Origin of the sequence: Alteromonas sp. Mac1 (assembly GCF_001562125.1) — a bacterium.
Lineage (GTDB): Bacteria > Pseudomonadota > Gammaproteobacteria > Enterobacterales > Alteromonadaceae > Alteromonas > Alteromonas stellipolaris.
Genome location: NZ_CP013932.1, coordinates 1,105,325 through 1,129,013, shown reverse-complemented (window position 1 = coordinate 1,129,013; position 23,689 = coordinate 1,105,325). Strand labels below are relative to the sequence as shown.

Below are 23,689 nucleotides of genomic sequence, written 5' to 3'. Positions count from 1 at the left end.
GTTGAAGTTGAAAACGCGATTTAAACTACCAGAGCGTGAACAGAAGTCAAAGTGTGCTTATGTAAACTGCTTCTGTAATAATACCCATTGGCTTAAGAAAATTTACGATATAGAGGTTACATGCAGGTTTATTTAGTTGGCGGCGCGGTGCGCGACACCCTATTAGGGAGAACAGTTACCGAACGTGATTATGTGGTGGTAGGGGCAACACCGGCACAAATGCTAGCTAAAGGCTTTACGCAAGTGGGTAAAGACTTTCCTGTATTCTTACACCCTAAAACCTCGGAAGAATACGCACTTGCCCGTACCGAGCGTAAAATGGGTAGCGGCTATACTGGCTTTGAATGTGATGCTTCTACGTCGGTAACACTAGAAGAAGATTTAAAACGCCGCGACTTAACAGTAAATGCGATTGCTCGAGACCAAGACGGCGAACTTATCGACCCCTATCATGGCCAACAAGATTTACAAAATAAAGTGCTTCGTCATGTTTCAGAGGCTTTCAGTGAAGACCCTTTGCGGGTATTTCGCGTAGCCCGTTTTGCCACCCGCTATGCCTATTTAGGCTTTACCATTGCTGAAGAAACCTTAAGCCTGATGACCGCCATGGCCAAGTCTGGTGAGTTAACCAGCCTAAGTGCAGAAAGAGTATGGCAAGAAACTAAGCGAAGTTTGCTTGAAGCCACGCCCGAAGTATTTTTCAAAACATTAAAAGCGTGCCACGGCTTAGACGACTGGTTTGCAGAACTTAGCGAGTCTGAAAGCTCTTTTGATACTGGTATTCAGGCACTTCAACAAATTCAAACACGCACTCAACCTCAAAATCAGGGCGCCAATTATACAGCCTCAATAGAAGTGCGTTTTGCTGCGCTTTGTTCGGGCTTATCACATAAACAGGTTCAGCAATTATGTAAGCGATTGAAAGTGCAGAACACGGTAAGCGACATTGCCGAAATGGTGAGTGAGCACAAAGCTTCACTTATTAATAACGACAAACTAGAAGCCGAAACCTTGTTAACTGTGTTTAATAAAACCGATGCATGGCGACGACCTGAACGCTTTAGTCTTTTTCTCAATGCCCTGCTGCCTATTGCACTACAATTTTCTGATCCGAAGCAGACCGGCACTATGAATTCATCACATTGGTCAGAGCGCGAAACTTTGATAACCCAGGCATTAGTGGCCGCCAATGCAGTGGATGTTCAGCACATTATTGCACAAGGATTTAAAGGCCCAGAAATTCGCGAAGCACTGAACAACGCTAAATTAGAGAAAATAAGCGCATTACTGTGCTAAGGCGATCACGTTTTTCCCTTTATTAGTCGCACGAGAAAATCGCACAGGTAAATCGCCTTCAATAAGGCGCACTGAACACGCGCTGTAATAAATTAGTTTCTCATAGCGCTTTAAAAAGGTGCTTTCAACATGGATTTGTGAGGTGTTCACACAAAACACTTCAGTAAATTATCTATTACGTGTTTTTTTTCTACGTTTTGTACCATAAATGCTACAATACGCCCCATTCAATATAAGCGTTTTTATACTATGACTTTCGAAGATCTCGAATTAGACGAAGAACTCTGCCACGCGGTGGCGGATATGGGCTACGAGAGCCCCACCAGCGTACAATCTTTGGTTATTCCTCATGCAATGGACGGACGCGACATTTTAGCTTCTGCGCCCACAGGCACGGGAAAAACCGCTGCGTTCTTGTTACCTGTTTGTCAGTTTTTACTCGACTACCCGCGTAAACAACCAGGTTCAACCCGCATTCTTATTCTTACCCCTACCCGCGAACTTGCGCTTCAGGTGTATGAACAAGCTATTGAGTTAACCAAGCACACTGACATTGTTAGTGGTGTGATCACTGGTGGTATTAACTACGGTACCGATAGAGAAACCCTTAGCCAAAGCATCGATATTTTGGTGGCGACCCCAGGGCGTCTGTTCGAGCATATTCAAAATGAAATGGCCGATTGCCGTGACATCGAGTGCCTTATACTAGATGAAGCCGACCGCATGCTAGATATGGGTTTTCGCACTATTGTGAACCAGATTGCGAGTGAAGCCCGCTGGCGCAAACAGAACATGCTATTTTCTGCCACGTTAGAAGGCGGTGGTGTAAGTCAGTTTGCTAACGACATTCTGCAAAATCCTGAAGTGATTGAAGCGTTTCCGTCACGTAAAGAAAAGAACAAAATTCACCAGTGGTATCACTTAGCTGATGACTTGAACCATAAAAAAGCATTGCTCGTTCATATATTAAAAGAACAAGCGACTACTACGGTTGTTTTTGTTAAAACCCGTGAACGCCTACAAATGCTAAAAGATTACTTAGCATCGCAAGATATTATGGTGTGCTGGTTACAAGGCGAAATGCCACAAGATAAACGTATGGCAGCCTTAACGCGCTTTAAAAGTGGCGAAGTGCCAGTATTACTGGCCACCGATGTAGCTGCGCGAGGCATTGATGTACCTGAAGTTAGTCATGTTATTAACTTCGATATGCCACGTAAAGCCGATGTCTATGTTCATCGAATTGGCCGTACCGGCCGTGCTGGCGCTAAAGGCACTGCAATATCGCTGATAGAAGCCCACGACTTTGAATTTATCTCCAAAGCCGCACGCTACACCGAAGAGCCTATCAAAGCACGCGTGATTGCAGAACTTCGTCCGCAAAATAAAGCTCCCAAGATTGGCCCAAGAAAGAAAAAGCTAACGGCCAAAGACAAAGCAAAAGCCAAGTCTAAAGCGAAGCCAAAGAACAAAACCAAAGTACGCACTAAAAAGCGCTAACGCGATGCTACGATATGGTAACGCTGACACGGCCAATCAGGTGTGTTGGCTGCTCCACAAACACGCGGTAAATATATCCCTGTACGCTCCGCCGCCGCATCCATGCGGCGGAGGGTTTGCTACGCAGCCAACACACCTACTTGACCGCACTAGTTATCGTCCAGTGACAGTGAATCCTAGGTATACTGCATCAGCAAACTAGCCAAAAATTAAATTTGTTAAGGTATTTTTATGACTTTTCCTCAAAAGATAGTGCTTGCGTCTGGTAATCAGGGCAAGGTGCGTGAGTTCACCAGCTTGTTTGCTGAATACGGTGTAGATGTTATCGCGCAAAAGGAATTGGGCGTGGAAGACGTGCCTGAAACCGGCACTACCTTTGTTGAGAATGCCATCATTAAAGCTCGACATGCTGCCAAGGTAACAGGTTTACCCGCTATTGCTGACGATTCGGGTTTAGTGGTTGATGCTCTGGGGGCCGCACCAGGCATTTATTCAGCTCGTTTTGCTGGCGAAGATGCTACCGACAGCGACAATATCGATAAGTTATTAGTGGATTTAGCCGGTTCTGATAATCGCAAAGCGCACTTCTTTTGCACATTGGTTTTTATGCGCCACGCTGGCGACCCAGTGCCGCTAGTTAGCCAAGGTAAATGGGAAGGTGAAATTCTTAATACCCGTGAAGGTGATGGTGGCTTTGGTTACGATCCTGTGTTCAAGGTGCCGTCGCACAATTGTACCGCCGCACAATTAGATAAAACTGAAAAGAACCGTATCAGTCATCGCGGAAATGCCCTAGCTATATTATTAGAAACGATGAGAAACACCTTTGCGTAATCCTCCGCTAAGTTTGTACGTGCACATTCCTTGGTGCGTACAAAAATGCCCTTACTGCGATTTTAATTCACACGGTTTAAAGTCTGCGCTGCCCGAAAAAGAATATGTGGCTCACTTACTTGATGACTTAGCCATTGACGCTAAGCGTATTGGTGATAGAACCGTTGAAACTATTTTCATTGGCGGAGGCACGCCAAGCTTATTTTCAGCCGAGGCAATTGGCGACTTAATTAACGGTATTCGCACGCGGGTGAACTTAGCGGAGAATGCTGAGATTACCATGGAAGCAAACCCTGGCACGGTGGAAAGTGGACGTTTTGCTGGATTCTATCAAGCCGGTATAAACCGCATATCTGTAGGCATACAAAGCTTTCAGCCAGCCCACTTAAAGGTGCTTGGCCGCATTCACGACGATACCCAAGCTATAGAGGCGATAAATCAAGCGCATAGTGCTGGCCTACCCACGTTTAATCTAGATTTGATGCACGGTTTGCCTGAGCAAAGTGTGGAAAATGCCATGTCGGATGTAGATAAAGCCTTAGCGTTATCACCCTATCATTTGTCGTGGTATCAGCTAACGATTGAGCCTAATACCCCCTTTTATTCTCGCCCGCCTGAATTACCCGATGACGATATTTTGTGGGATATTCAAGAACAAGGGCATGCACGTTTAAAAGCGGCAGGTTACGAGCAATACGAAATTTCTGCTTACGCAAAAGCAGGACATCAGTGTCAGCATAATCTTAACTACTGGCGCTTTGGAGACTACTTAGGAATAGGCTGCGGTGCCCACGGCAAGATTACGGATATCGCCACGGGTACTATTACGCGTACAGTCAAAATAAAACATCCTCGTGGCTACATGGAAATAACCCGCCCTTACTTGGATACTGAAACTCAAGTACCAACTGATGACTTACCTTTTGAATTCTTCATGAATCGCTTTAGATTGGTAGAGCCCTGCCCTATTGAGGATTACACCGCACTAACTGGCGTGGAGCTGACAAAAGAATATCAAGACGCTTTGGATGATGCACAGACCCAAGGGCTACTCGATATTACCGATACCCACTGGCAGGTAACCGCCAAAGGCAGGCGCTACCTGAATACGTTACTGTCTTGTTTTGTATAAGTACGGTTTGGGTTGGCTTGAATTATCAGAGCCTAGCGCAAGGCTACCTGCTATTCCGTTTCTTCTGGGGAATGGGAAGTAATGAGGTTATACGGTTGCAGTGCCGGAATTGAAGCGCGAAGCTTTTCTTCAGCAACATCCAATCGTTTTAGCTTGTTACAAATCCACTCTGCTTTATTTCGCAGGCTGGTTGCTTTGCTATTCATATCTCTTTCAAGCTGCTCACCTACCGTGCCTAATTGACGGGTAATTTCAGCGACCTTCTCACTGTTCACTTCATCGCTGTTGGTATTAATCCCGCTAATAGCCGACAAGATACCACCTACCGAGGTAGAAATAGCCTCTTCCAGTTGGGCTTCAATCTCACTATCAACAAAATCGTCCACGCTTTCAAGCGATCCTGGACCAATGAAATAGTGATTACTTGCATGACGGAACTTGTCTTTAACCCTTACTTTTACTCGCTTCATGGCGCTATTTAAGCGCTCGTAGCTGTCGTGATCGCTTCCCACTAAACCTAGGTAAACACTTTCAATAGTATCTACTGCTAAGTCGACACCCTCGGTAGCCAAAACAATCATTTTAGGCACCACATAATGCAGACCGTGGGCGTACTCTCCTAACCACTCGCTTTGTTCAGCGGAAAGGGTCTGCCAACGCCCATCAATAAAAAGCTGAGTTTGATCGTTAATTTGCACCCGTGTGCGGGACTTTTCCATAACGCGAAGTTGAGTGTCGTTTACAGCTAAGCCATAAGCAAAATCAATGTTGCACGCAATTTCTGCCGAGGCTGGTTTAACCCACCCAACAAGTAGCACGGTGCTTACGATACCTAGTAAAAGGCGTTCAAAATATTTCATGAGACTATTGTGGCTAGCTTGCACGTAAATAGGAAGGTGACATGAGTCTAAACTGCGAAAAATCAGGGTGAAGTATCAAGGTAAACATGGATGCCTGCTAGCAATAAGAAAAGCGCGCATTATAAGTGCGCGCTTTCGCATTTCCTACCTTACAACCTTAGCACTAGTCTAAAGTATAAACTGAAGGTTTGCGCCTATTCGCTAATCGTTTGTGTACGTTCGCACCAATCTAACGTAAATAAAGCGATCTTTCTCTTTGATTGAATGGCTCGAATTGAAGAAAGCCACTACCCAAGCCCTATCAGGATCATCAACTGAAGGAGTAGAAGTCCAGAAGTCATCGGGTGGTGTTTCGGGGAACATAGTGCTGTTCACAGCGGGGCGTACACAATCACGCTCAACAATGGTGGCAAGTTCTTTAACATTGGGAAGTCGCCAGCCTAATAAGTCTTCGTCACTGGCCGCTTGCGCTAATTTTAAGGCTTGCTGCCACGTGTACTTCACCGCTTCGCCATCACAGGTAGACCCGTCCCACGTTTGGCCTTCTGCACAGCGCTCCCACACCAAGTCGGTTGGCTCATGTAACACCGTACTACTGGTGATGGTGGTAAAGTCTTCATCCGGTGTGGTTTCAAGCCCATCTGACAAACAGGTTTGTGCAGACAAACTAGTAGAAACTAACATCAATGATGCTGCTAGTGGTGCTAATACAGGTGCTAAAATTTTCATGATTATCTCCCCGCTCTTACTAAGCGCACTTTTGCCGCCGAGGATTTATTTAAAAAGTTATCTACCCCAGAATCGAAATCCAGCGCCCATGCATTTTGCGCATCATCACTGTTTACACCGTCAGCGCTAGGCACAGAAGTCCAGTACCACACTGGGTTTGCTGAAAGTACACCGGTATAAGGAAAGTAGTCTTCATCAATGGTCATGCTATCAGAGATGCCTAAATGCATGAGCGAGAAAAGCTCTTGATGAGTTGGCATACGCCAGTCATAAAACCCACATAGTCCTTGAGCATTAAGTGCCGTGACATAGGCTTGCGTATTACAACTAGTCAGCGAGCACACCGTACCGCTACCGCTTAAGTCACCTTCATAGCCACCATTAACATCGTCGCTATACCATGAATAAGTGTAGTCTTTATCTTGCAGTGTGCCGTCGTCGGTTTTCACTTCCCACACTAAGCCCGTTACGTTGTCGCGTACGCATGACCACGTATCTGCACTGGCATCCTGTTCATCACCATTAGCATTCAAACGGGTATAATCGAAGCCCGCTTTGCCTCTTCCTGCTTTCTCAATCAAACCATTTTGCTCAACAACATCTGCACCACGTTGACCATCTTGACCTGGCCACTCATTTTGTTGAGCTTCAGTCAGCGCATTATTAGTTGCTTGCTGCAACACGCCAGTATCATTAATTAACGGGGTGGGCATGGGGCGTACGCCTACATTAATGGTGTCTTCTACTTGATTACCGTTGGCATCGGTCACAGTTAATGTGTAAGCCACTACGGTATATTCAGTTACCGCAGGCGCGATAGCAAAAGTAGATAAGTCATCTTCATCGTCTATGGCTTGAATATCTACGTTTTGGCTTAAGGTAGCTGCATCTGCTGCATTAACAGGTAGCGTTGTTGAAGATACGTTGTTGCTACGCTCCCAATCGTAAGTAAGAGGTAACGCGCTTGGAATACTGGTACTGGCATCGCCATCTAGTACAATAGTTTCACCGCTGAAAACGCCTTGCGAAGAACCTGCGTCAACCACAGGTAGCGTGTCTGATTCTGACTGCACAAAAATAGTGACAGATTCCGTGTCGGTGGTACCTTCACTATCGGTGACTGTTAGCTCGAAACTTAGGGTCTGCGCATCATTGGCAATGGGCGTGACGATAGTAAGGGTTGATAAATTCGTTTCTTCACCGGTAATAACATTAGTGCCGTCGGTTTGCGTCCAGCTGTAATCAGAAATAGATGCACTGTCGTCGGCGGCGTCATCATCGGTACTGCTACTACCATCAAAAATAACTTCTACGCCACCAGGGAAATTATTTGCATCTAGTCCATCCCACTCAGGTACTTCAATAATCGCCTCTGGGGCTATATTAATCGGCACTACAGTAATAACCGTTAAATCACTAGCTTCGTTGCCCCCCGTGTCGTTCACCGTTACCGTAATAGTATATTCGGTGGCACTAGATACGCTTGGCGCTTCAAAGCTAGCAGCAGAATCGCTCGTGTCTTCGTGCGTGATTGTCAATGAAGGCGATGCCGACCAACGATAGGTATACTCTTCGTTCCCGCCGCTCACTACCGCACTCAATGAATAGCTTGCCCCCTCGGTAACCGTTGCATCGTCACCGGCGTTAATCACTAAGTCACTATTGCCACCGCCACTGCCGCTATCTGAATCACCGCCTCCGCCGCCACATGCTGCTAACATAAAAACCGTAGCGACTAGAATGGAATGCTTTGTCGAAGCAATAGCTTTTGCTTTCGCCTCTAAAGGCCATAAAAAGGGTGAGAGTAGAAACTGGAAAAACGTTCGCATAATGACTCCGGCAACACGCAGAACTACGGCCACGTGTCGATTAACTCGAATAAAAAATGGAGGGTTGGTTCGCATGTTACTTGTAGCGATTAAAGTGGATATTAGCGGGCGAGCTGATTTCGCTCTTGTGCTTCCGTCATATGCACTTGTATGGCTTCAAGTTGCTTTTTACCAACCGCAACATCTGTCATGTCGTAAATCATCATACTGATGTACTCAACATTTCCTGTAGCCGATATTAATGGCGACAGTGTGATGTTTTGATACATAAATGATTCACTACCTGTAATCGGCCGGTAGTTAGGAAACTTAAATAAATAAGGGCGCTGTTCCCAGGTCATAAAGGCTCTGGTTTTTAGCTCAAATACCGGTTTAGACTTTTGCTTAAACCAGTCTTCTTTAATGGTAGGAAATAAATCAAAAAGCGACTTATCACGAACGTCACTGGGCAACATACCACTATGACTTTCCATGAAGCCGTTCCAGACTTGAATTTTAAACTGTCGGTTTAGCACAACGATGCCAACATCAACCGTTTGTAGCATATCCATCATCCAATGGAATTCGAGTAAATCGTCCAAATGCTGGCTCATTAGAAGTCCTCCAACAAGTGGGCAAGTTTCGAATTCATCATTTTCATCGACTCTTCTGTAAATAACAAAATCAAATCACATTGCACGTTGTAACCTTCTAAGCCATAGCTTAGCTCAATGGCGAGGGTTCTTTTCCATCGAATCTGATTCATACTGATAATTTCAGTAATGGCTCTGTGCTGCCCTAAAACAATAGGATGACCTTGGCTGAAGTTAACATCCATTTGCACTGCTAGGCCAGTAAGGCAAGTGCCAATAAGAATACTTGCCGCATCCATTAAAAGTTCTAGCTGAAGCTGATCATCCACTTCGCCTTCCACATTTAAAATTTTTGCCACATCTTCAAAGCTTGAGTCACTTAAAATACAAATGGCTTCGCCACTGATGCCCGGCCCTAAAAAGCCCTGACACACGGCGGTAACTTGTTCATGGCTTTCAATATCTGAAAGCATCATGTGCAATTCAGATACTTCAATAAGGTTTACATTGGGAATAGGAAGTCGAACGAACACGTTCATGATACGCGCCAAGTGGTCACCGGCTTGCCCCATGGCAATATTCGTTATTTCTTGGTAGCAGTCACGAATGTCAGGATCTAAAGGGGCGGCTTCAACAACAGGTTCTGGCTCACTGTGCAGTATGTCAAATTTATCGAGTACTTCAGCAAGGGTTTGAGGCGATACGGGCTTACGGATAAAGTCCAATGCCCCCAAGGCCGTTACTCTATCGTAGGCTTCAGGTTGAATATCGCCTGAAATTACAATGACCTTCGTGGACAAACCTTCGGCTTTAATTGCTTCTAACGTGCCATAACCATCAAGTATAGGCATGTTCAAATCAAGCAGCAGTAAGTCACCTTTTCCTTCTTTAAGCGCGACGAGAGCTTCCTGGCCATTCTTTGCAAAATGCACAGCAACTTCCCAGTCCTGAGGCAAACATTTGGCAACTTGTTTTCGAGCGACTAATGAGTCGTCACAGACGAGTACAGAAAACATTGAATAATCTTACCACCTAGCTTTTTGATAACAGTGAAAATTACAATGTGTTGTAATCAATACTGTATCGGCGTTAATACTTCGAACTGAAGCGATAAATTTTGACGGTTCATATATTGACCTGACACGTCGTAACTAACAATAGCACTTTCGAATGAAATGCTTTTATCCATTGTAGTCAATATTAAAGCGATGGTGAGAGAAAACTAAATAATAATGGCAAAATAATAGCGGTAAATATGCCGTTCACACATAAACCGAGTGTTGCCATGGCAGCCACTTCATCGCCCATGTGTAGAGATTTCGCGGTTCCTACCGCATGGGCAACAGTCCCAAGTGCAACACCTTGAGATTGAGTATCGGATACCTTAAAAATACGAAAAACGCTTGTTGCCGCAATGGCACCCACCACACCGGTAGTAATAACAAACACAGCAGCAAGGGCTGGAATCCCACCTATTTGAGCCGATGCTTCCATGGCAAGAGGTGTGGTAATAGACTTGGCTAACATGGTGAGTTGAATACTGACTGGCGAGTTGAATACCCACAGCGCTGCCCATGCCAAAATAGGTGCTACAATTCCGCCAGCCATAATGCTTAGCAGCAAAGGTAAACCATAGTGACGCAAGCGTTGCCATTGTCGGTAAATCGGCAATGCCAACGCGACGGTAACAGGGCCTAACAACCAATGTAGCAAGCTAGCAGACTGCTGGTAATGCGCCATAGCAGTATTTGATAAATACACAACCGAACCTACACTTAGCGCCGTAAAAATAAGTGGGTGAGAAATCGGGTAACGGTAATATTTACGATTTATCGCTAATCCAATCCAATAAAAAAGAAGCGTAATTGCAAGCCAAGCGATACCCGAAAGCGTGGTGGTATTTCTAATAGCCTCTATCATTTTCACTTCCCTTTTTTACGTCCTGTTGCCTGGTGACTTGATCAGCTACTTTTTTGTTGGCAGGTACTTTTTTGTCGGTAGGTACTTGCGAAAAGTGCCCATGACGTGAGGCAAGTAGCTTTTCTGCTATTTTAGCGCTAATCCCCAAGCTAATGCAGGTAGTGAAAACGATGGCGATCCCAATAGCCCACCCGTTTTGTGCTATCTCTTTCCAATATGCGCTAACACCAAGCACCGCAGGTACAAACAATACCGACATATGACTGAGTAAGGGGGAAGCAGCACGCGCTACAAGAGGCTCTGCTTTAGGGACGATAAAAAGCACGACCAGAAGAATGAGCAAGCCAGTAAGCGCGCCAGGCAATGGCAGTCCTGTTGAGAAAGACAGCCATGTCCCGAGGTAATAACACCCAAGTACTAATATCGCGCCGGTTATCCATTTTTGTAGTCCAACCATCACACTTATTGTTCTCCTGAAAGCACGGTAAATCTGTAGAAGAAGCATTTCCCTCTTACCGAAAACAGTCTATCGGCTGAACGAATAGTACGCTAGTAAGACATTGGTCTTTATCGAGGTTTTTCTCTCTAAGCTGAATCAGGCAGTAATAGACGGGCTATGCTCATTAGGATTATGCTCATTAGGGTTGTGCGCATTAGATTTATACCTAGAGGATTTGTGCGTAGAGGGCATGTGCGAAAAGGTATTGCTCTTTTAATAATGGATTACGAAACCATTAAATAAAAAAAGAGCTACTGAAAAACAGTAGCTCCAAATCCAGGGATTTAAAATTCAATCATAAAGTCTGATTTTCTTGCTATTAACGTTTCGCCGTTAAGACTGATTTATTAGCGTTCAGTCTACGTGCAAGATAATCGCCTGTTGACGTCGCGTTATGCGACTGGGCGAAAGAAAGCATATCTTCGCCGTTACACACTAATCCTTTGTGCAAATTTTTATAACTAATACGGCTGCGTTTTACTGCTTTGTGCAACGCTAAACGATTATCTTCTTTTATCGCTTCACAAACTGCTACAAGGTCTTTTTCAGTACTTTCAGGATACCCATTTGCATTGGCTAGGCTTGCAGATAGCGCAAGTGTGATCCCAAGACCAAACAAAGCAGGTAATCTAACGTGGCGTGACATATCCATATCAAGTTCCTCAAATGAGATTAGTTAAATGATGCGTCGACAACTACTTTTGTCTTCGCGAGCATAAACTAGTGAAAAAATATGACATTCGCGCTATAAAAAGGTTAAAACTCTATTACGTGAGACCAAGCGATAAACGGACGATAAAAGCCGATAATTAACCATACTAAAACGCTTACTGGTCGCGGGTTGCACACACTTTGATACAAGTCACTCAGTCATTAGACAAGGAGGTAAACATGTTAGAACAGCAAAAATACCATCATATTAGAGAACAAATGCGCCCAGGCGATATTATCGCTTTTGGCGGAAATAGCCTTTTTTCTCGCTGGACAAAGTTAACTACGCGCTCAGCCGTTACGCACATTGCCATTGTTATGCAAACCAAAATGCGTGATGAAGCGTCTGGTCGATACTTTAATCAAGTTATGGAAGCTACCGTCTATGAAGGTAAAAAAGGCGTGATGACTAATCGATTAAGTGAGCGGGTGCATACTTACGACGGCGACATGTGGTGGTTGCCGTTAGGTGAATCTGCTCGCAATATGTTCGAGCAAAACAAGCGTGATTTCTTTAATTTCATGTTTGCTCAAGAAGGGAAAGCTTATGATGTACTACAACTTTTCGGCTCCGCTGTAGACGCATTAGATAGTCACCCTATTTTAGGAAGCATCAGTTACAACCAAGAAGACTTCAGTAGTTGGTTTTGTTCCGAACTCATTGCCGAGGGGTTGGAAACTGCAGGTATTATCAATAGCGTTAACGCGTCAGAAGTCACGCCGGTAGATATTTGTAGGTTTTCAATATTTGAACAGCGCTATGTGCAACTTAAGGGAGAAGCACGGCCAATTGCGGGGTTTAATACGCAGTTGGCAGATAACTGGGGGCAGGTTTGCTGACCCCACTATAATTTCTAATGACTAGAAAATGCTATCTTGATGGATTTTGATGAACATGCTGGTACCGATTTTTGTGTAATCGATTTTGTATTCTTTCCCATTAAGGGTTTGAATAAAGACTAAGGTTTTTTCATCACCAAATACATCTCCTGTTGTAATGTCAACAAGCTCCATGTCCATCATTTTGGCATCGCGCTTGTTGTCAGGGATTTTCCCTTCGTATTGCTTGATACCTTTGTAAGTAACAATAATGGGCGGATTATCGTCGCCATTGGTTACTAACAAGTCTAATTTTCGAATTTTATGGATAATGGTATTTCTACCGCTTATCAGGTAGGCCTTCTCTGTCATTCTTTTCTCCGCGCCAGTTCGCCCTGTTCAGGAAAATTTCAATTTTATTAAGATAGCAAATTTTGAGACTATGTGCACAGCATAACCTATTGGCGATAGGTTATTATCTCGACTTAAAGTATAAGCATAAAACGACGTTCACGCGTATAAATGCATCTATCATCAATTAAAAATGTTATTTCACGTAGCTAATACTCAGGTTAGCCATTCGCTAGCATTATTATGACCTGCGAAGACCTGCCTCTCTAGTATCCGAAAGTCTACATTGAACGCTTACTATGTGTTTAATCCCATTTTATCCAAGGTCTATTCAGTAAGTTACGAAGTAATTGCTTACAGGGTTGTGCATCAGGACTCCCAAATTCACAGCTATCGGCTTCTAAAAGGTCCACCTGAGCGAGTATATTCGAAACCGAAATCTCAAGTTCCAGCTCGCTGTCGAGCTGAGTCATCGGTAAAATAAATTCTACCCTGTTTGTAAAAGCACAAGATGCTTCAGGCGCCGTATCGACGGATTCAGACACACAATTAGCACTGCCTAAATGATACTGCCACTGTTTATCATTTGCCCCCGCGTGAGATAAATCTAAACGTAAGAAACGATGTCCTGCCTGTTTGTTTAAAAACATGCCGGCATCACTTAACGGTGATGCCTGAGCTAATGGATCGGTATGATTTACATCAAAAGGAAGCCCCATCGTAAACCGAAGGTTTGTGGCCAGTTTTAAAAGGCCTTCAGAAACATCAAGAATAATTTTATTGTTTGCATTTTGTGGGTCGCTGCACAGTGTATGAAACTTTAATAACGCCGTAGATTGGGTTTGCCATTGCGTTTGCTTAAACGATACTCGCTGCCATTTACCGTCAATACGTACTTCAGGTTTGGTTAGATAAAAGCCAAAGTAATCTAATTGCCATTTCGTAGGCCCGACTTTTACCATTAACGGGCATGCGCCATTCTCTATGCCCGTAAGCGTAAATGGGATCTCGCCCACTTCACGTTCACTCATGCCCAGCTTATCGCAGCCCGACAAACCTAAAACAATCGCTAATATGACACCTAAACGCCTGTGCATTTTCATTTCTATTTGTACTTCCTGTTTGAATTTCATGTGCGTGGGCCACCGCCAAGTGGGGTTTCCCCCTTCGCCCAGCGGTGTTAAACATCAACAGACCCATTGCTAAGCTTCATAGTGCTGCCAATGTGGCTGGCTCGTCAAGGATTGAGGTTACCGACTAAGATAAAGAAGGTGATAAGAATGCAAATTCATCACAAATGCGTGCAAAGCTGAACAAAAATAAAGCAAACTGTTCACAAAGCCTAACCCTAGGCGTGACAAGGCAAATAAAACTGCTTATACTTGCGCTCGCTTTTCATTGATACGTTTCGCGTATTAATGCAAACGCATTTCAAATATGGCCCCATAGCTCAGTTGGTTAGAGCATCCGACTCATAATCGGCAGGTCCCCTGTTCAAGTCAGGGTGGGGCCACCATTTTTTCTTGTAAAAACCAATTAACGTGACGCAAAGCAATTAGCTCAACACGCCACTTAGCATATCAAGCTATTAGAAAAGAGCTGTTTTACACTAGTTATTGCTTAGCGTGATAGGCTTTAGATACTGCAAAGCTGTCTTCAAACCAGTTCCAGCTCTTCACTTTACCATCTTCAACGTGAACGCGTACGGCCCAACTGAATGTGCCTGTATCCACGCTAGATTCATTCAGTATTGCACTCATGGTGCCCATAAATACCGCTTGTTCCCCATTTACGAAGCTATAATCTGTAGACCAACTTGTTACTTTCAAACCTGCGCTGAAACGAGGAAGAAAAGTATCTAGTACCTTACCCTTTGAGTCCCACTTTCCAATCCAAGGAATACTCGCGTCACCTTCGTTGTGCCAAACGAAGTCATCTGCCATAAGTACCTGAAGTTTTTCCATATCTCCAGAACCTGCTGCCCAAAGAAAAGCTTCCGCAGTTTCTAACGTCTTAGCTGAGTCAACAAACTGTGTTTCTTGTGCCAAAGCGGACGCTAGCTGGAAAAAAGCGAGTAAACTTGCGAAACTGATTAATAGACTTTTCCTAAACATTTTTTGCTCCTGATTATTAATTTTAAAGTTCAATGTGTTGGTGAGAAAACTATACCTGTGCTAAATTTTTGGTAAATACGCTAATTAAACACATTTGGCATGCAAAAATGCACAGCATAAGATGGGGCGATCTGCAGTATGTATTGGCCGTGGCTAATGAAGGGTCTCTGTCCGCTGCCGCTCGATCGCTTGGGGTAAACCACAGTACGGTACTGCGAAGACTGGATGCTTTTGAGTACCGCCATAAGCTACAAGTTTTTCACAAGCTATCAACTGGCTATAAATTGACCGTAGAGGGGCAAAAGTTACTTGCTTCTGCACTTGCTGTAGAAAATACAGTGAAAGAGCTGGAGCATAAAATTTTCGGACAAGAAATGAAGCTCGAAGGTACATTGCGATTGACCACAACAGACGCATTGTCTCGGTTAGTTTTAGGTACTCATTTAGCTACTTTTCATGAACGTTATCCGAAAATACAGTTGGATCTAAACCTGACATCTCGACAAATTGATATTTCACATTTGGATGCAGACGTTGCCATTCGTACAGCAAGTGAAATACCTTCCCCCTTAGTCGGCACGAAGTTATGCAAAATTGCATTTGGAGTTTACGGAGCTCCTGATTATATCGATAGCCTCCAAGGTAAACATCCTCTTGAATCTGCATCTTGGTTAGTGATGCTTCAAGGCAATGCTTCTATTCGAATATCAGAACTCATCTCAAAAGAAAAGGTAGTCATGAAAGCCGACTCTTTTGAGCCTTTGTTGATAGCCGCTGAAAACAAGATGGGTCTTGCCTACCTTCCCTGTTTTATGGGAGAAGGAACTGAAAAATTGCAAAGAGTAAACATCGAAGTAAATCATCAAAGTACCGACCTCTGGATGATGACCCACAAAGATCTAGAAAACGCCGCTAGGGTGAAAGCACTTTTTGACTTCATGCCAAAAGCAATGAAGCCGGATGTCAACCGATTAGCTGGCTTTACTAGTTAGCACGTATTTCCTCTCATGTATTGTAGGTTTAACGCAATTCAACCTAGCCATTGAGTAAATACATGTAAAGCATGTAAAAACACGTAAAAGCGATTGACCCAAACCCTCCCAAAAAGCTCAAATAACCTTTTATTTCATATTGTTATGCAAATTTGCATTTACACAAATGAAATAAAGATGAAATAAAAATAGCCAACAATTGCGCTACCTAAGGCAACAGTAAATAAGACGTGCTTAGTAAGCATGCGTGGCTAGCTGAGCACAAAACCCAACCTTGATCTATAACGAGACACACATGAATAATAAGATTCAGTTTAATCGCGTCGCGATGGCTGTGGCATTGTCTATAGGCATTGCAACTACAGCCGTTGCAGCCACTGGTCAATCATCGTCTATGCGAGGAACCATATTGGGTCCTCAAGGTAACCCCGCGGTAGGCAGCGCTATTACCATCATTCATCAGCCCTCAGGTACGGTAAAAGAGATAACCGTTAATGAAGAAGGAACATTCTCAGCACGTGGTTTACGTGTTGGTGGTCCTTATATGATTGTCGTCGAGTCAGAAAAGTTCCAAAGTCGTGTTATTGAAGATGTGTATTTAGAACTAAACGACACATTTGAACTAGATGCAGCGCTTCAATCTATCTCAGATATAGAGCGTGTTACGGTTACCGGTACTCGCGACTTCTTCTCAAATAACGGGTCGAATTCAGTGTTTGGCGAATCTGCCATTGAAAACATGCCCACCTTTAACCGCGACATCAAAGATATTGTTCGTTCCAACCCACTAGCTGTTGTTAGTGCTGATGGTGAAGAGTTAAGTATTGCGGGCTCGAATCCTAAATACAACACATTCACTGTTGATGGTGTAGGGGTAAACGACACCTTTGGCCTGCAGAGCAATGGCTATCCTACGTCACGTCCTCCGGTATCCTTAGACGCCATCAGCCAAGTCTCTGTCGAATTTACGCCTTTCAGCGCTCGTGCAGGTAAGTTTGGTGGCGGTAATGTGAATGTGGTCACCAAGTCTGGTACCAACGAATTTCATGGTACCGCTTTCTATGAAGAAGTCCCTTTTTCTGGTACTGCAAAAGACACAAAACTTTACAACACCGACTATGATGTTGATAACGACGAATCGTCTTACGGCTTTACATTAGGTGGCCCGTTAATAAAAGATAAGCTTTTCTTCTTTGGTTCTTATGAAAAATGGGAAGAAGAAATTGATACTGGCTTTAACGCTTCTGCATACCCTACGGAACTTGTCAGTGCGGCTGAAGAAGTGATTTCTGCCCTCAGTGACACTTACGGCCTTGAAGATTCGATTGCAGGCGCACCCGATGCAGACGAAGACGAAAAATATCTCATCAAACTAGATTGGAATATTAACAACGACCACCGTGCTGATTTTACCTATAGCTATCAAGAAAATACCGCAGCACAAAACTATAACGACGATTCAGAAACTATCCTATTATCATCAAGTGCTTGGACCTTAGCGCAGAAAAATACATATTACACTGCCCACGTTTATTCAGATTGGTCAAATAACCTTCAAACAGAAGTAAGTCTTTCATACAAAGAATTTGAGCAAGCTTCTGTTACAGCTTCTGATTGGGGTGAAATCAATATCGACACTGCCGCGGGTTCAGACAGTGGCTACAGCATAGTTGGTGGGGCGGATGAGAACCGTCATGCCAATGTCCTCGCAAATGAAGTGTGGAACTTCGCCTTCCACGCGACTTATTTAGCGGGAGATATTGAGTACAAATTCGGTACCGAAATAGAAAACACATGGAACTACAATCTTTACGGCCGAGACTCTTTAGGTACGTGGTATTTTGATGATACTGAGGCATTCGCTAATCAGGAAATTTCTTATTTCGAATACGCTAATGCGTATACCAACGATGTTGAAGATCTTGCCTATAATGTTGAAAGTACTGTTTACTCGCTTTATGGCGATGCCACGTATGAGTTATTCGACGACTTTACTGTTACGGCAGGCTTGCGATACGAATACCTTACCGTAGAAGATTCTCCTCAGCTAAACGATAACTTCAGCAACACTTACGGCTTTACTAATACCGAAAATCTTGATGGCTTCGATATTTTCCTTCCTCGGGTAAGTTTTAACTGGGATATCAATGACGACTTAACTCTACGAGGTGGTGCCGGCCGTTTCTATGGTGGTATGCCACTGGTGTGGATCTCTAACGCATACACCACCGATGGTGTAACCAATGACTCAGTATCCTTTTCTAGCCTTGACGCAAGTTCGGTAGACTTCACTTCAGTTCCTACTGAAGCACAAAGTGCGTTAATGCAAGGAGCGGGAAGCACTAACTCAATCGATCCTGATTTTGAATTGCCTTCTGACTGGCGTTATCAGATTGCTGCAGACTACACTTTCGACATCCCTGCCCTAGGAGATAACTTTGCGTGGACGACTGAATTAACTTACGTTGACCGCCAAAATGCGGCTTACTGGGAAGACTTGTCTCGTATCGATAATGGTAACAGTACCCCAGATGGCCGTATTATTTGGGACAACGTTTATGATGGTACTGAATATGAAGATAACTACGATATACAGCTAACCAATTCTGATGATGGCGGCCGCAGCATTATATTTACCACTGCGCTGGCTAAGCAATGGGATAACGGTTTAAGCCTCAATACCTCTTATACTCATCAAGATATTACTGAGGTGAACCCTGGTACAAGTTCAACGGCGGAATCCAACTATCAGTATGAAGTTACAGTTAATCGTAACGACCCTTTAGTGGGCACGGCTTATTACGAAATCAAACACCGTTTTCTAGTGAATCTTGGTTACACCCACCAGTTTTTCGACGGCTACAACACTAACGTTAATTTATTCTTTGAACGCCGTTCTGGTCAGCCTTTCTCTTGGGTACTAGGTGCATACCAAGACGGGGGGTTGGGTGACCAGTCTGAATTTGACGATTCAGACGTTTATTTACCTTACATTCCATCGGGTGCTAACGACGCAGCAATTGATTTCTCCAGTGGCCTTAGTTACGACGAAATCATGGCTATTGCTGAGCAAGCAGGTGTAGCCGGCAGTGCTGGCGGTTATGTAAGTAAATATTCATCGACCCAACCATGGATAACCACAGTAGATTTGGCGATTTCGCAAGAAATCCCTGGTTTTGTTGAGGGCCATAAAGGGCGCATTTATCTGAACATCGATAACTTCGCCAACCTGCTAAATAGTGATTGGGGTAAGGTATATGATTTAAGCTACCCACAACAAATATTGTTCGATTATGACATTAATGATGCGGGCCAGTATGTTTACTCAGAAGCCTATGGTGGTACTGACACCAGCAACTATAATTCGTTTGATGAAGAGCAGTCGACTTGGAGAATAAAAGTAGGCGTTAGATATAGTTTCTAATTATTAAGCTTAGCGTTCCCATCTATAAAGCCAGCTGCTATTCAGCTGGCTTTTCTTTTTTGTATTAACTATGCACTTTTTATCGTAAGGGTTGCGTCAAAAAAAGTTGGCAAGCTAATTGAAAGTTCAAGGGCAGGTATTGACCAAATAACTGCGTAATACGCACTAAACAACGAGATTTTGACACTATGCGCTTACCCACTAAACAGCTTGTTAGTAAAATTGAAACGCTATCTAAGGATTTGTCTCATGACCAGCTTTCCAATTTTCTTGATATCATTAACGCGATGACCGCACTAGTTGAAGAAGCTAGCGAATTAGGTAACCTCAATAGCGCAGCAAAAGTCAAAGAATCACCTGCTATTGGGTCAATTATGCATTAGGGCCTGATTTAAAAGCTTGAGTTTAAAAACATGTGCGCTTTGCAATTAATTATCAGCCAAAGATAACAATCAACTACTGGCAGTAGTCACTCATCTGCTTTTATGGTTAACGCGGTTTTCTTTACATTGTCATCGTCAGGAAACCGCAACAAGGCTTCATTAATGACTGTTAGCGCACGCGTTAGATTGTCACTTCTGGCCAGGGCGTAAGCATAATTGTTCATGTAGGCTGCTTGATTTTGACCTACCTGATACCCCTGCTTAAACCATTCTACCGCTTTCTCTGGCTGTTCTTCTAAATAGTAATTACCTAATAAGAAATAGGCTAGCCATTGATTAGGCCACTGCTTGGTAGCAGTTTGTAAAAAAGCCGCAGCTTGCTCGCCTTTACCCACTTCTAGCATATCGTACGCAGCACTGACATAAGTAAACGGGTTCATGCTACCGCTGGTTTTATTCAAAGGAACGGGCGCAAGTAGCCAATAATTTCCTCTACCCCATGTTTTTTCAAATAGTTCGAAGGACATCATGTGGTTGGGAGTAACGCCTGTATGCAAGGTAATAGTGCGTGTGGTTAAATCGAAACCTGTCACTACCGCGTAGTGCCATTGGGGTAGCAGTTGAATAGATAAGTTTTGAAATACAATGACAGGTATATCACTACTCACTAACTGCATTAATTTAGTCAGCGTACCCCGTTCGGTATAAGGTAAAAAATCATACTGGCGCGTTGCCGCAATCATTTCTAGCTGTAAGCTGCCTTCTTTATCAGGAATAAATATTTGGGACGCTAAGGTATTCGCACTGACACTGTGGCCGTAATACTCGAATACTTCAGATAATGTGGTGGGGCCACAGTAAAATTGTTCTTGAGCATAAAACGGAACCCTATCAATAGTGTGGCGTAATGGCACACCAGAAGGTTTTTGTAGCGCGATACGGTCGGCCTGCGGCGTTCCCTGGCAACCGCTTAGCATTAAAAAGCCTGCAAAAAAGCAGGCTTTGAAGAATACATCAAAATTCATGTTAACTATTGATTGGACGAATAAAGGGATATACGTCGGTTACACCTACTAAATCCAAAATTGCGATAATGGCTAGCACCGTCATTACTGCACCCACTACACCACCTGCAGGTGCATCATTCAGTTGGCTGTTAAGCTGCGCTATTTCACTGTTAGTCATACCATTTATACGAGAAACAGCATCGCCCTGTGATACACCTAAGCTTACCAATTTTTCCTGCACATCAGCACGGTTGACCATTTCAAGAAGTTGCTGTTTGTTGTACGCGTGAGCTTGCGCCTGCATTACATTGTGAGAAGATACTGCTTCAGCTTGCACCGTTCCCGTGGTAACAACGATAGCGGCCGCGGCGCCAACCAATAATTTAGACATACAATTCATAAGGCTTCCTTTGTCTTTTTACAATCTACAACATTACATTTCGTACATATAACAGGTAGTTTCGGTTCATATTTCGAAAAATAACGGCTTGGCCTTATTTAATGTGATGGGGAGTTAGGTGTATATAAACCCCATATCTTTACTATCAAGTATTTTAAAAATAGTGAAATAGGTTTACCCTTCACGCATAGTAATTAAGAGTAACCAACTTTTCTCTCTATGCGCTTTTTCGCCTTTTTGGCCACTTTCTTTTTCAGCTTATTTATTTCAGGGTTGGTGAGTGGAAACGTTATTAATACATCTTCAATAACGCTTCATACTGACGATCACAATTTAACAAGCAGAATTAATCAACCACACTCCCCTTTTTCGGCCAGTGTAGACACCGCGCAATTATTGGTTCATGCCATAGGCTACGACAAGCCTATTTTAGAAGTCTCACTTAAACGTTCATTCCAACAGATAGATAATGGCGAATCTGTTTGTGTGATCAACAAGATAAAATCAGCCGAGCGAGAAAAGAAGTATACTTTTTCTTTGCCGCTAAACTTCTTTCAAACGCAACAACTGTATCAGCTCGCCTCACTTCCGCCTTTGGCTCCAGAATTACTAAACGAGAATGGCGAAGTAGTCAGCATTCACAAGGCTTTAAATGCATTTAACGCATCAGCTATTGTGCTGCCAGAAACCTATTCTTATGGTGAGCGGGTAGATAATGACTTAAGCAACATTGATGAGAGTCAGATAATAGCTTTGAGCAACCCTACATTCTTTAGCCGTTTTATAAAGATTATTTCAGCAGGTAAAGCTGATTTTGCACTTATATTCCCTGCATCACTAAATAGATCATTTGGCAATACCCAGCCCGTTGAAATGAGAAGTTACGCTATTGCGAACAACCCAAAGTTCGTATCTGGCCACGTGATATGCGGTAAAACGCCAGAAGCACTGGCCTTTATTGAGAAAGTAAACGCGGCGATAAAAAATATTTATACAAAGCCAATTTTTATCGAGGCACACACAAAATACCTTCCTGTAAATTCGAAGCTGATAATCGAGCGAGCAATACAGCAACAGGTAGCTAACATCCTGTAGGTTTTTTCCTATCACACCGATTCATTCTTTCAATTTTCGAACAGCTGCACCTTTCGTTACATTAGTTAAATCAACTAAACAGGTTTAATAAACAGGTAATGAAATGAATTCCTCTGCTGCGCCCACGTCCTTTCCTCTTTATGCCACCGAGCGCACGAAACTTGCACTCATCGCTGAAGGTGGTGGGCAGCGAGGGATTTTCACAGCTGGCGTGTTAGATGCCTGGCTAGAAGAAGGGTACGATCCTTTCGATATGTTCATTGGAACGTCAGCAGGGTCACAGAACTTAACAAGCTTTTTAGCCCGGCAAAAAGGCTATGCCAAACGATTAATTCGAGGTTTATCTCGACACAAACGTTTCTTCCAGTTAGGTCGCGGACTGGTGGGCAAACATATTGTCGATTTAGATTGGTATTTTGACAAAACGAAAGAAGCCAACCGAATTTTAGATTTCAAGGCCGCAAAAGAAAGCCTAGGAGATCGTGAGCTATTCATTACCGCCACAAACTCTCGTGATCGTAAGCCATACTTTTTAAGCCCGAAAGGCAATGGTAATCAATGGCGTGAACTGTTGAAAGCCTCGAGTGCGCTGCCCTTCTTATACAAACAAGGTGTAAAGCTGACTACTGACTATAACGCGGTGTCGGTTAATGAAAGCGTAACAACAGAGCTTCCTCAGGCACAACCTGAATCCGACTACTATTTAGATGGTGGTTTAGGTGCGCCTTTACCTGTGCGTGAGGCTTATGAACGCGGGGCTAGAAAAATTGTGGTTATTCGTACTGGTGATGTGAATTTTCAAGCGCAATCGGCATGGTTACACAAGCTTAAATCATTAGTTTGCGCAACAGGTCACTGCCCAAAAACGATTAACTATTTAGTTCAACATGAACAAGCTTATCAGCAAGAGTTAGCCTTTATTGCTAACCCTCCAGCGGATGCCGAGATTGTTCAAATTTTCGCAGGCACTAAATTACAGAGCAAATTACTCGGTAGCGCGGATAGTGATCTTCGCCACGATTATAAGGTGGGTGTAGCGGCTGGGAAAAGTTACTTAATGCAACAATTAGCGTCCAAGCCTACGCCGCTTAATATCGATGTGAAAAGTAAATTATCTGATATAGCTAGCGTATTACCTAGTACCGCTGCAATACCGCAAAGTGAGCATCACAAACTGTCTGCTTAATTCGGATTAGAGATATTCGCAATGAATAACACACAC

General features: G+C 43.6%; 24 protein-coding genes and 1 tRNA gene. 11 read left to right on the top strand and 14 right to left on the bottom strand.

Features of this window, described 5'->3' with window-relative positions:
- Window positions 1-120: 120 nt before the first annotated feature.
- Window positions 121-1,296: a multifunctional CCA addition/repair protein gene (locus AV939_RS04700; protein ID WP_061997225.1), complete on the top strand. Its 1,176-nt coding sequence runs from the start codon at window positions 121-123 to the stop codon at window positions 1,294-1,296.
- On the opposite strand, the gene AV939_RS20160 is transcribed toward AV939_RS04700, so the two are convergent.
- Window positions 1,285-1,446 (bottom strand): hypothetical protein, encoded by a 162-nt coding sequence (locus tag AV939_RS20160; protein WP_156454625.1) that lies wholly within the window; start codon window positions 1,444-1,446, stop codon window positions 1,285-1,287. The two genes, AV939_RS04700 and AV939_RS20160, sit on opposite strands and share 12 nt — an antisense overlap.
- 99 nt (window positions 1,447-1,545) lie before the next feature.
- Here AV939_RS20160 and srmB point away from each other — a divergent pair, with 99 nt between their 5' ends.
- The 3 genes from srmB to hemW all read left to right on the top strand — a co-directional run bounded on the left by srmB (window position 1,546) and on the right by hemW (window position 4,762).
- Window positions 1,546-2,796, top strand: coding sequence for an ATP-dependent RNA helicase SrmB (gene srmB / locus AV939_RS04695; protein ID WP_061997224.1), 1,251 nt, complete (start codon window positions 1,546-1,548; stop codon window positions 2,794-2,796).
- Between the two features lie 231 nt (window positions 2,797-3,027).
- Complete coding sequence (rdgB, locus tag AV939_RS04690) at window positions 3,028-3,630, top strand: RdgB/HAM1 family non-canonical purine NTP pyrophosphatase (RefSeq protein WP_061997223.1); 603 nt, start codon at window positions 3,028-3,030, stop codon at window positions 3,628-3,630.
- Window positions 3,623-4,762 (top strand): radical SAM family heme chaperone HemW, encoded by a 1,140-nt coding sequence (gene hemW, locus AV939_RS04685; protein ID WP_061997222.1) that lies wholly within the window; start codon window positions 3,623-3,625, stop codon window positions 4,760-4,762. The genes rdgB and hemW overlap by 8 nt, the downstream gene beginning before the upstream one ends.
- Before the next feature lie 50 nt (window positions 4,763-4,812).
- On the opposite strand, the gene AV939_RS04680 is transcribed toward hemW, so the two are convergent.
- The 8 genes from AV939_RS04680 to AV939_RS04645 all read right to left on the bottom strand — a co-directional run bounded on the left by AV939_RS04680 (window position 4,813) and on the right by AV939_RS04645 (window position 11,823).
- Window positions 4,813-5,622 (bottom strand): YggN family protein, encoded by an 810-nt coding sequence (locus tag AV939_RS04680; RefSeq protein WP_138118100.1) that lies wholly within the window; start codon window positions 5,620-5,622, stop codon window positions 4,813-4,815.
- Between the two features lie 201 nt (window positions 5,623-5,823).
- Window positions 5,824-6,351 carry an Lcl C-terminal domain-containing protein gene (locus AV939_RS04675; RefSeq protein ID WP_057793558.1) on the bottom strand — a complete coding sequence of 176 codons (528 nt, stop codon included), beginning with the start codon at window positions 6,349-6,351 and terminating at the stop codon, window positions 5,824-5,826.
- 2 nt (window positions 6,352-6,353) lie between these two features.
- On the bottom strand, window positions 6,354-8,072 hold the full coding sequence (locus AV939_RS04670) for an Lcl C-terminal domain-containing protein (protein WP_231518025.1): 1,719 nt from the start codon (window positions 8,070-8,072) through the stop codon (window positions 6,354-6,356).
- 209 nt (window positions 8,073-8,281) lie between these two features.
- The gene (locus tag AV939_RS04665; protein ID WP_057793560.1) at window positions 8,282-8,773 is read right to left on the bottom strand and encodes a PAS domain-containing protein; all 492 of its coding nucleotides are present in this window, start codon (window positions 8,771-8,773) and stop codon (window positions 8,282-8,284) included.
- Window positions 8,773-9,768 carry a response regulator gene (locus AV939_RS04660; protein ID WP_057793564.1) on the bottom strand — a complete coding sequence of 332 codons (996 nt, stop codon included), beginning with the start codon at window positions 9,766-9,768 and terminating at the stop codon, window positions 8,773-8,775. The genes AV939_RS04665 and AV939_RS04660 overlap by 1 nt, the downstream gene beginning before the upstream one ends.
- A gap of 184 nt (window positions 9,769-9,952) precedes the next feature.
- Window positions 9,953-10,672, bottom strand: a complete 720-nt coding sequence (locus AV939_RS04655; RefSeq protein WP_061997221.1) for an LrgB family protein — start codon at window positions 10,670-10,672, stop codon at window positions 9,953-9,955.
- Window positions 10,656-11,129 carry a CidA/LrgA family protein gene (locus tag AV939_RS04650; RefSeq protein WP_061997220.1) on the bottom strand — a complete coding sequence of 158 codons (474 nt, stop codon included), beginning with the start codon at window positions 11,127-11,129 and terminating at the stop codon, window positions 10,656-10,658. Before AV939_RS04650 ends, AV939_RS04655 begins: the two co-directional genes overlap by 17 nt.
- Before the next feature lie 361 nt (window positions 11,130-11,490).
- A complete protein-coding gene (locus tag AV939_RS04645) occupies window positions 11,491-11,823 on the bottom strand; it encodes a DUF3718 domain-containing protein (protein ID WP_061997219.1) in 333 nt (110 codons plus the stop codon).
- A 239-nt stretch (window positions 11,824-12,062) separates the two neighbouring features.
- Here AV939_RS04645 and AV939_RS04640 point away from each other — a divergent pair, with 239 nt between their 5' ends.
- Entirely contained in the window at window positions 12,063-12,722 is a 660-nt protein-coding gene (locus tag AV939_RS04640) for a hypothetical protein (protein ID WP_061997218.1), read from the top strand.
- A 21-nt stretch (window positions 12,723-12,743) separates the two neighbouring features.
- Here the strand turns inward: AV939_RS04640 and AV939_RS04635 are convergent, their stop codons facing one another.
- Both AV939_RS04635 and AV939_RS04630 read right to left on the bottom strand, forming a co-directional pair.
- Window positions 12,744-13,073, bottom strand: a complete 330-nt coding sequence (locus AV939_RS04635; protein WP_057793573.1) for a hypothetical protein — start codon at window positions 13,071-13,073, stop codon at window positions 12,744-12,746.
- Window positions 13,074-13,357: 284 nt separating this feature from the next.
- A complete protein-coding gene (locus AV939_RS04630; protein ID WP_231751162.1) occupies window positions 13,358-14,185 on the bottom strand; it encodes an MbnP family protein in 828 nt (275 codons plus the stop codon).
- A 306-nt stretch (window positions 14,186-14,491) separates the two neighbouring features.
- Here AV939_RS04630 and AV939_RS04625 point away from each other — a divergent pair.
- A tRNA-Ile gene (locus AV939_RS04625) sits at window positions 14,492-14,568 on the top strand.
- Window positions 14,569-14,665: 97 nt separating this feature from the next.
- Here the strand turns inward: AV939_RS04625 and AV939_RS04620 are convergent.
- Complete coding sequence (locus AV939_RS04620; protein ID WP_082746030.1) at window positions 14,666-15,166, bottom strand: nuclear transport factor 2 family protein; 501 nt, start codon at window positions 15,164-15,166, stop codon at window positions 14,666-14,668.
- Window positions 15,167-15,273: 107 nt separating this feature from the next.
- Here AV939_RS04620 and AV939_RS04615 point away from each other — a divergent pair, with 107 nt between their 5' ends.
- The 3 genes from AV939_RS04615 (at window position 15,274) to AV939_RS04605 (ending at window position 19,965) form a co-directional block, all read left to right on the top strand.
- Window positions 15,274-16,158 carry a LysR family transcriptional regulator gene (locus tag AV939_RS04615; RefSeq protein WP_061997217.1) on the top strand — a complete coding sequence of 295 codons (885 nt, stop codon included), beginning with the start codon at window positions 15,274-15,276 and terminating at the stop codon, window positions 16,156-16,158.
- A 295-nt stretch (window positions 16,159-16,453) separates the two neighbouring features.
- Window positions 16,454-19,582 carry a TonB-dependent receptor gene (locus tag AV939_RS04610; RefSeq protein WP_061997216.1) on the top strand — a complete coding sequence of 1,043 codons (3,129 nt, stop codon included), beginning with the start codon at window positions 16,454-16,456 and terminating at the stop codon, window positions 19,580-19,582.
- A 188-nt stretch (window positions 19,583-19,770) separates the two neighbouring features.
- Window positions 19,771-19,965 (top strand): hypothetical protein, encoded by a 195-nt coding sequence (locus AV939_RS04605; protein WP_057793595.1) that lies wholly within the window; start codon window positions 19,771-19,773, stop codon window positions 19,963-19,965.
- 86 nt (window positions 19,966-20,051) lie between these two features.
- Here the strand turns inward: AV939_RS04605 and AV939_RS04600 are convergent, their stop codons facing one another.
- Both AV939_RS04600 and AV939_RS04595 read right to left on the bottom strand, forming a co-directional pair.
- Complete coding sequence (locus AV939_RS04600) at window positions 20,052-20,990, bottom strand: PA2778 family cysteine peptidase (protein WP_061997215.1); 939 nt, start codon at window positions 20,988-20,990, stop codon at window positions 20,052-20,054.
- A gap of 1 nt (window position 20,991) precedes the next feature.
- The gene (locus AV939_RS04595) at window positions 20,992-21,363 is read right to left on the bottom strand and encodes a PA2779 family protein (protein ID WP_057796328.1); all 372 of its coding nucleotides are present in this window, start codon (window positions 21,361-21,363) and stop codon (window positions 20,992-20,994) included.
- A gap of 228 nt (window positions 21,364-21,591) precedes the next feature.
- Here AV939_RS04595 and AV939_RS04590 point away from each other — a divergent pair, with 228 nt between their 5' ends.
- Entirely contained in the window at window positions 21,592-22,467 is an 876-nt protein-coding gene (locus tag AV939_RS04590; protein WP_061997214.1) for a hypothetical protein, read from the top strand.
- A 103-nt stretch (window positions 22,468-22,570) separates the two neighbouring features.
- Window positions 22,571-23,653, top strand: coding sequence for a patatin-like phospholipase family protein (locus tag AV939_RS04585; RefSeq protein ID WP_057793601.1), 1,083 nt, complete (start codon window positions 22,571-22,573; stop codon window positions 23,651-23,653).
- The last annotated feature ends 36 nt before the right edge of the window (window positions 23,654-23,689 follow it).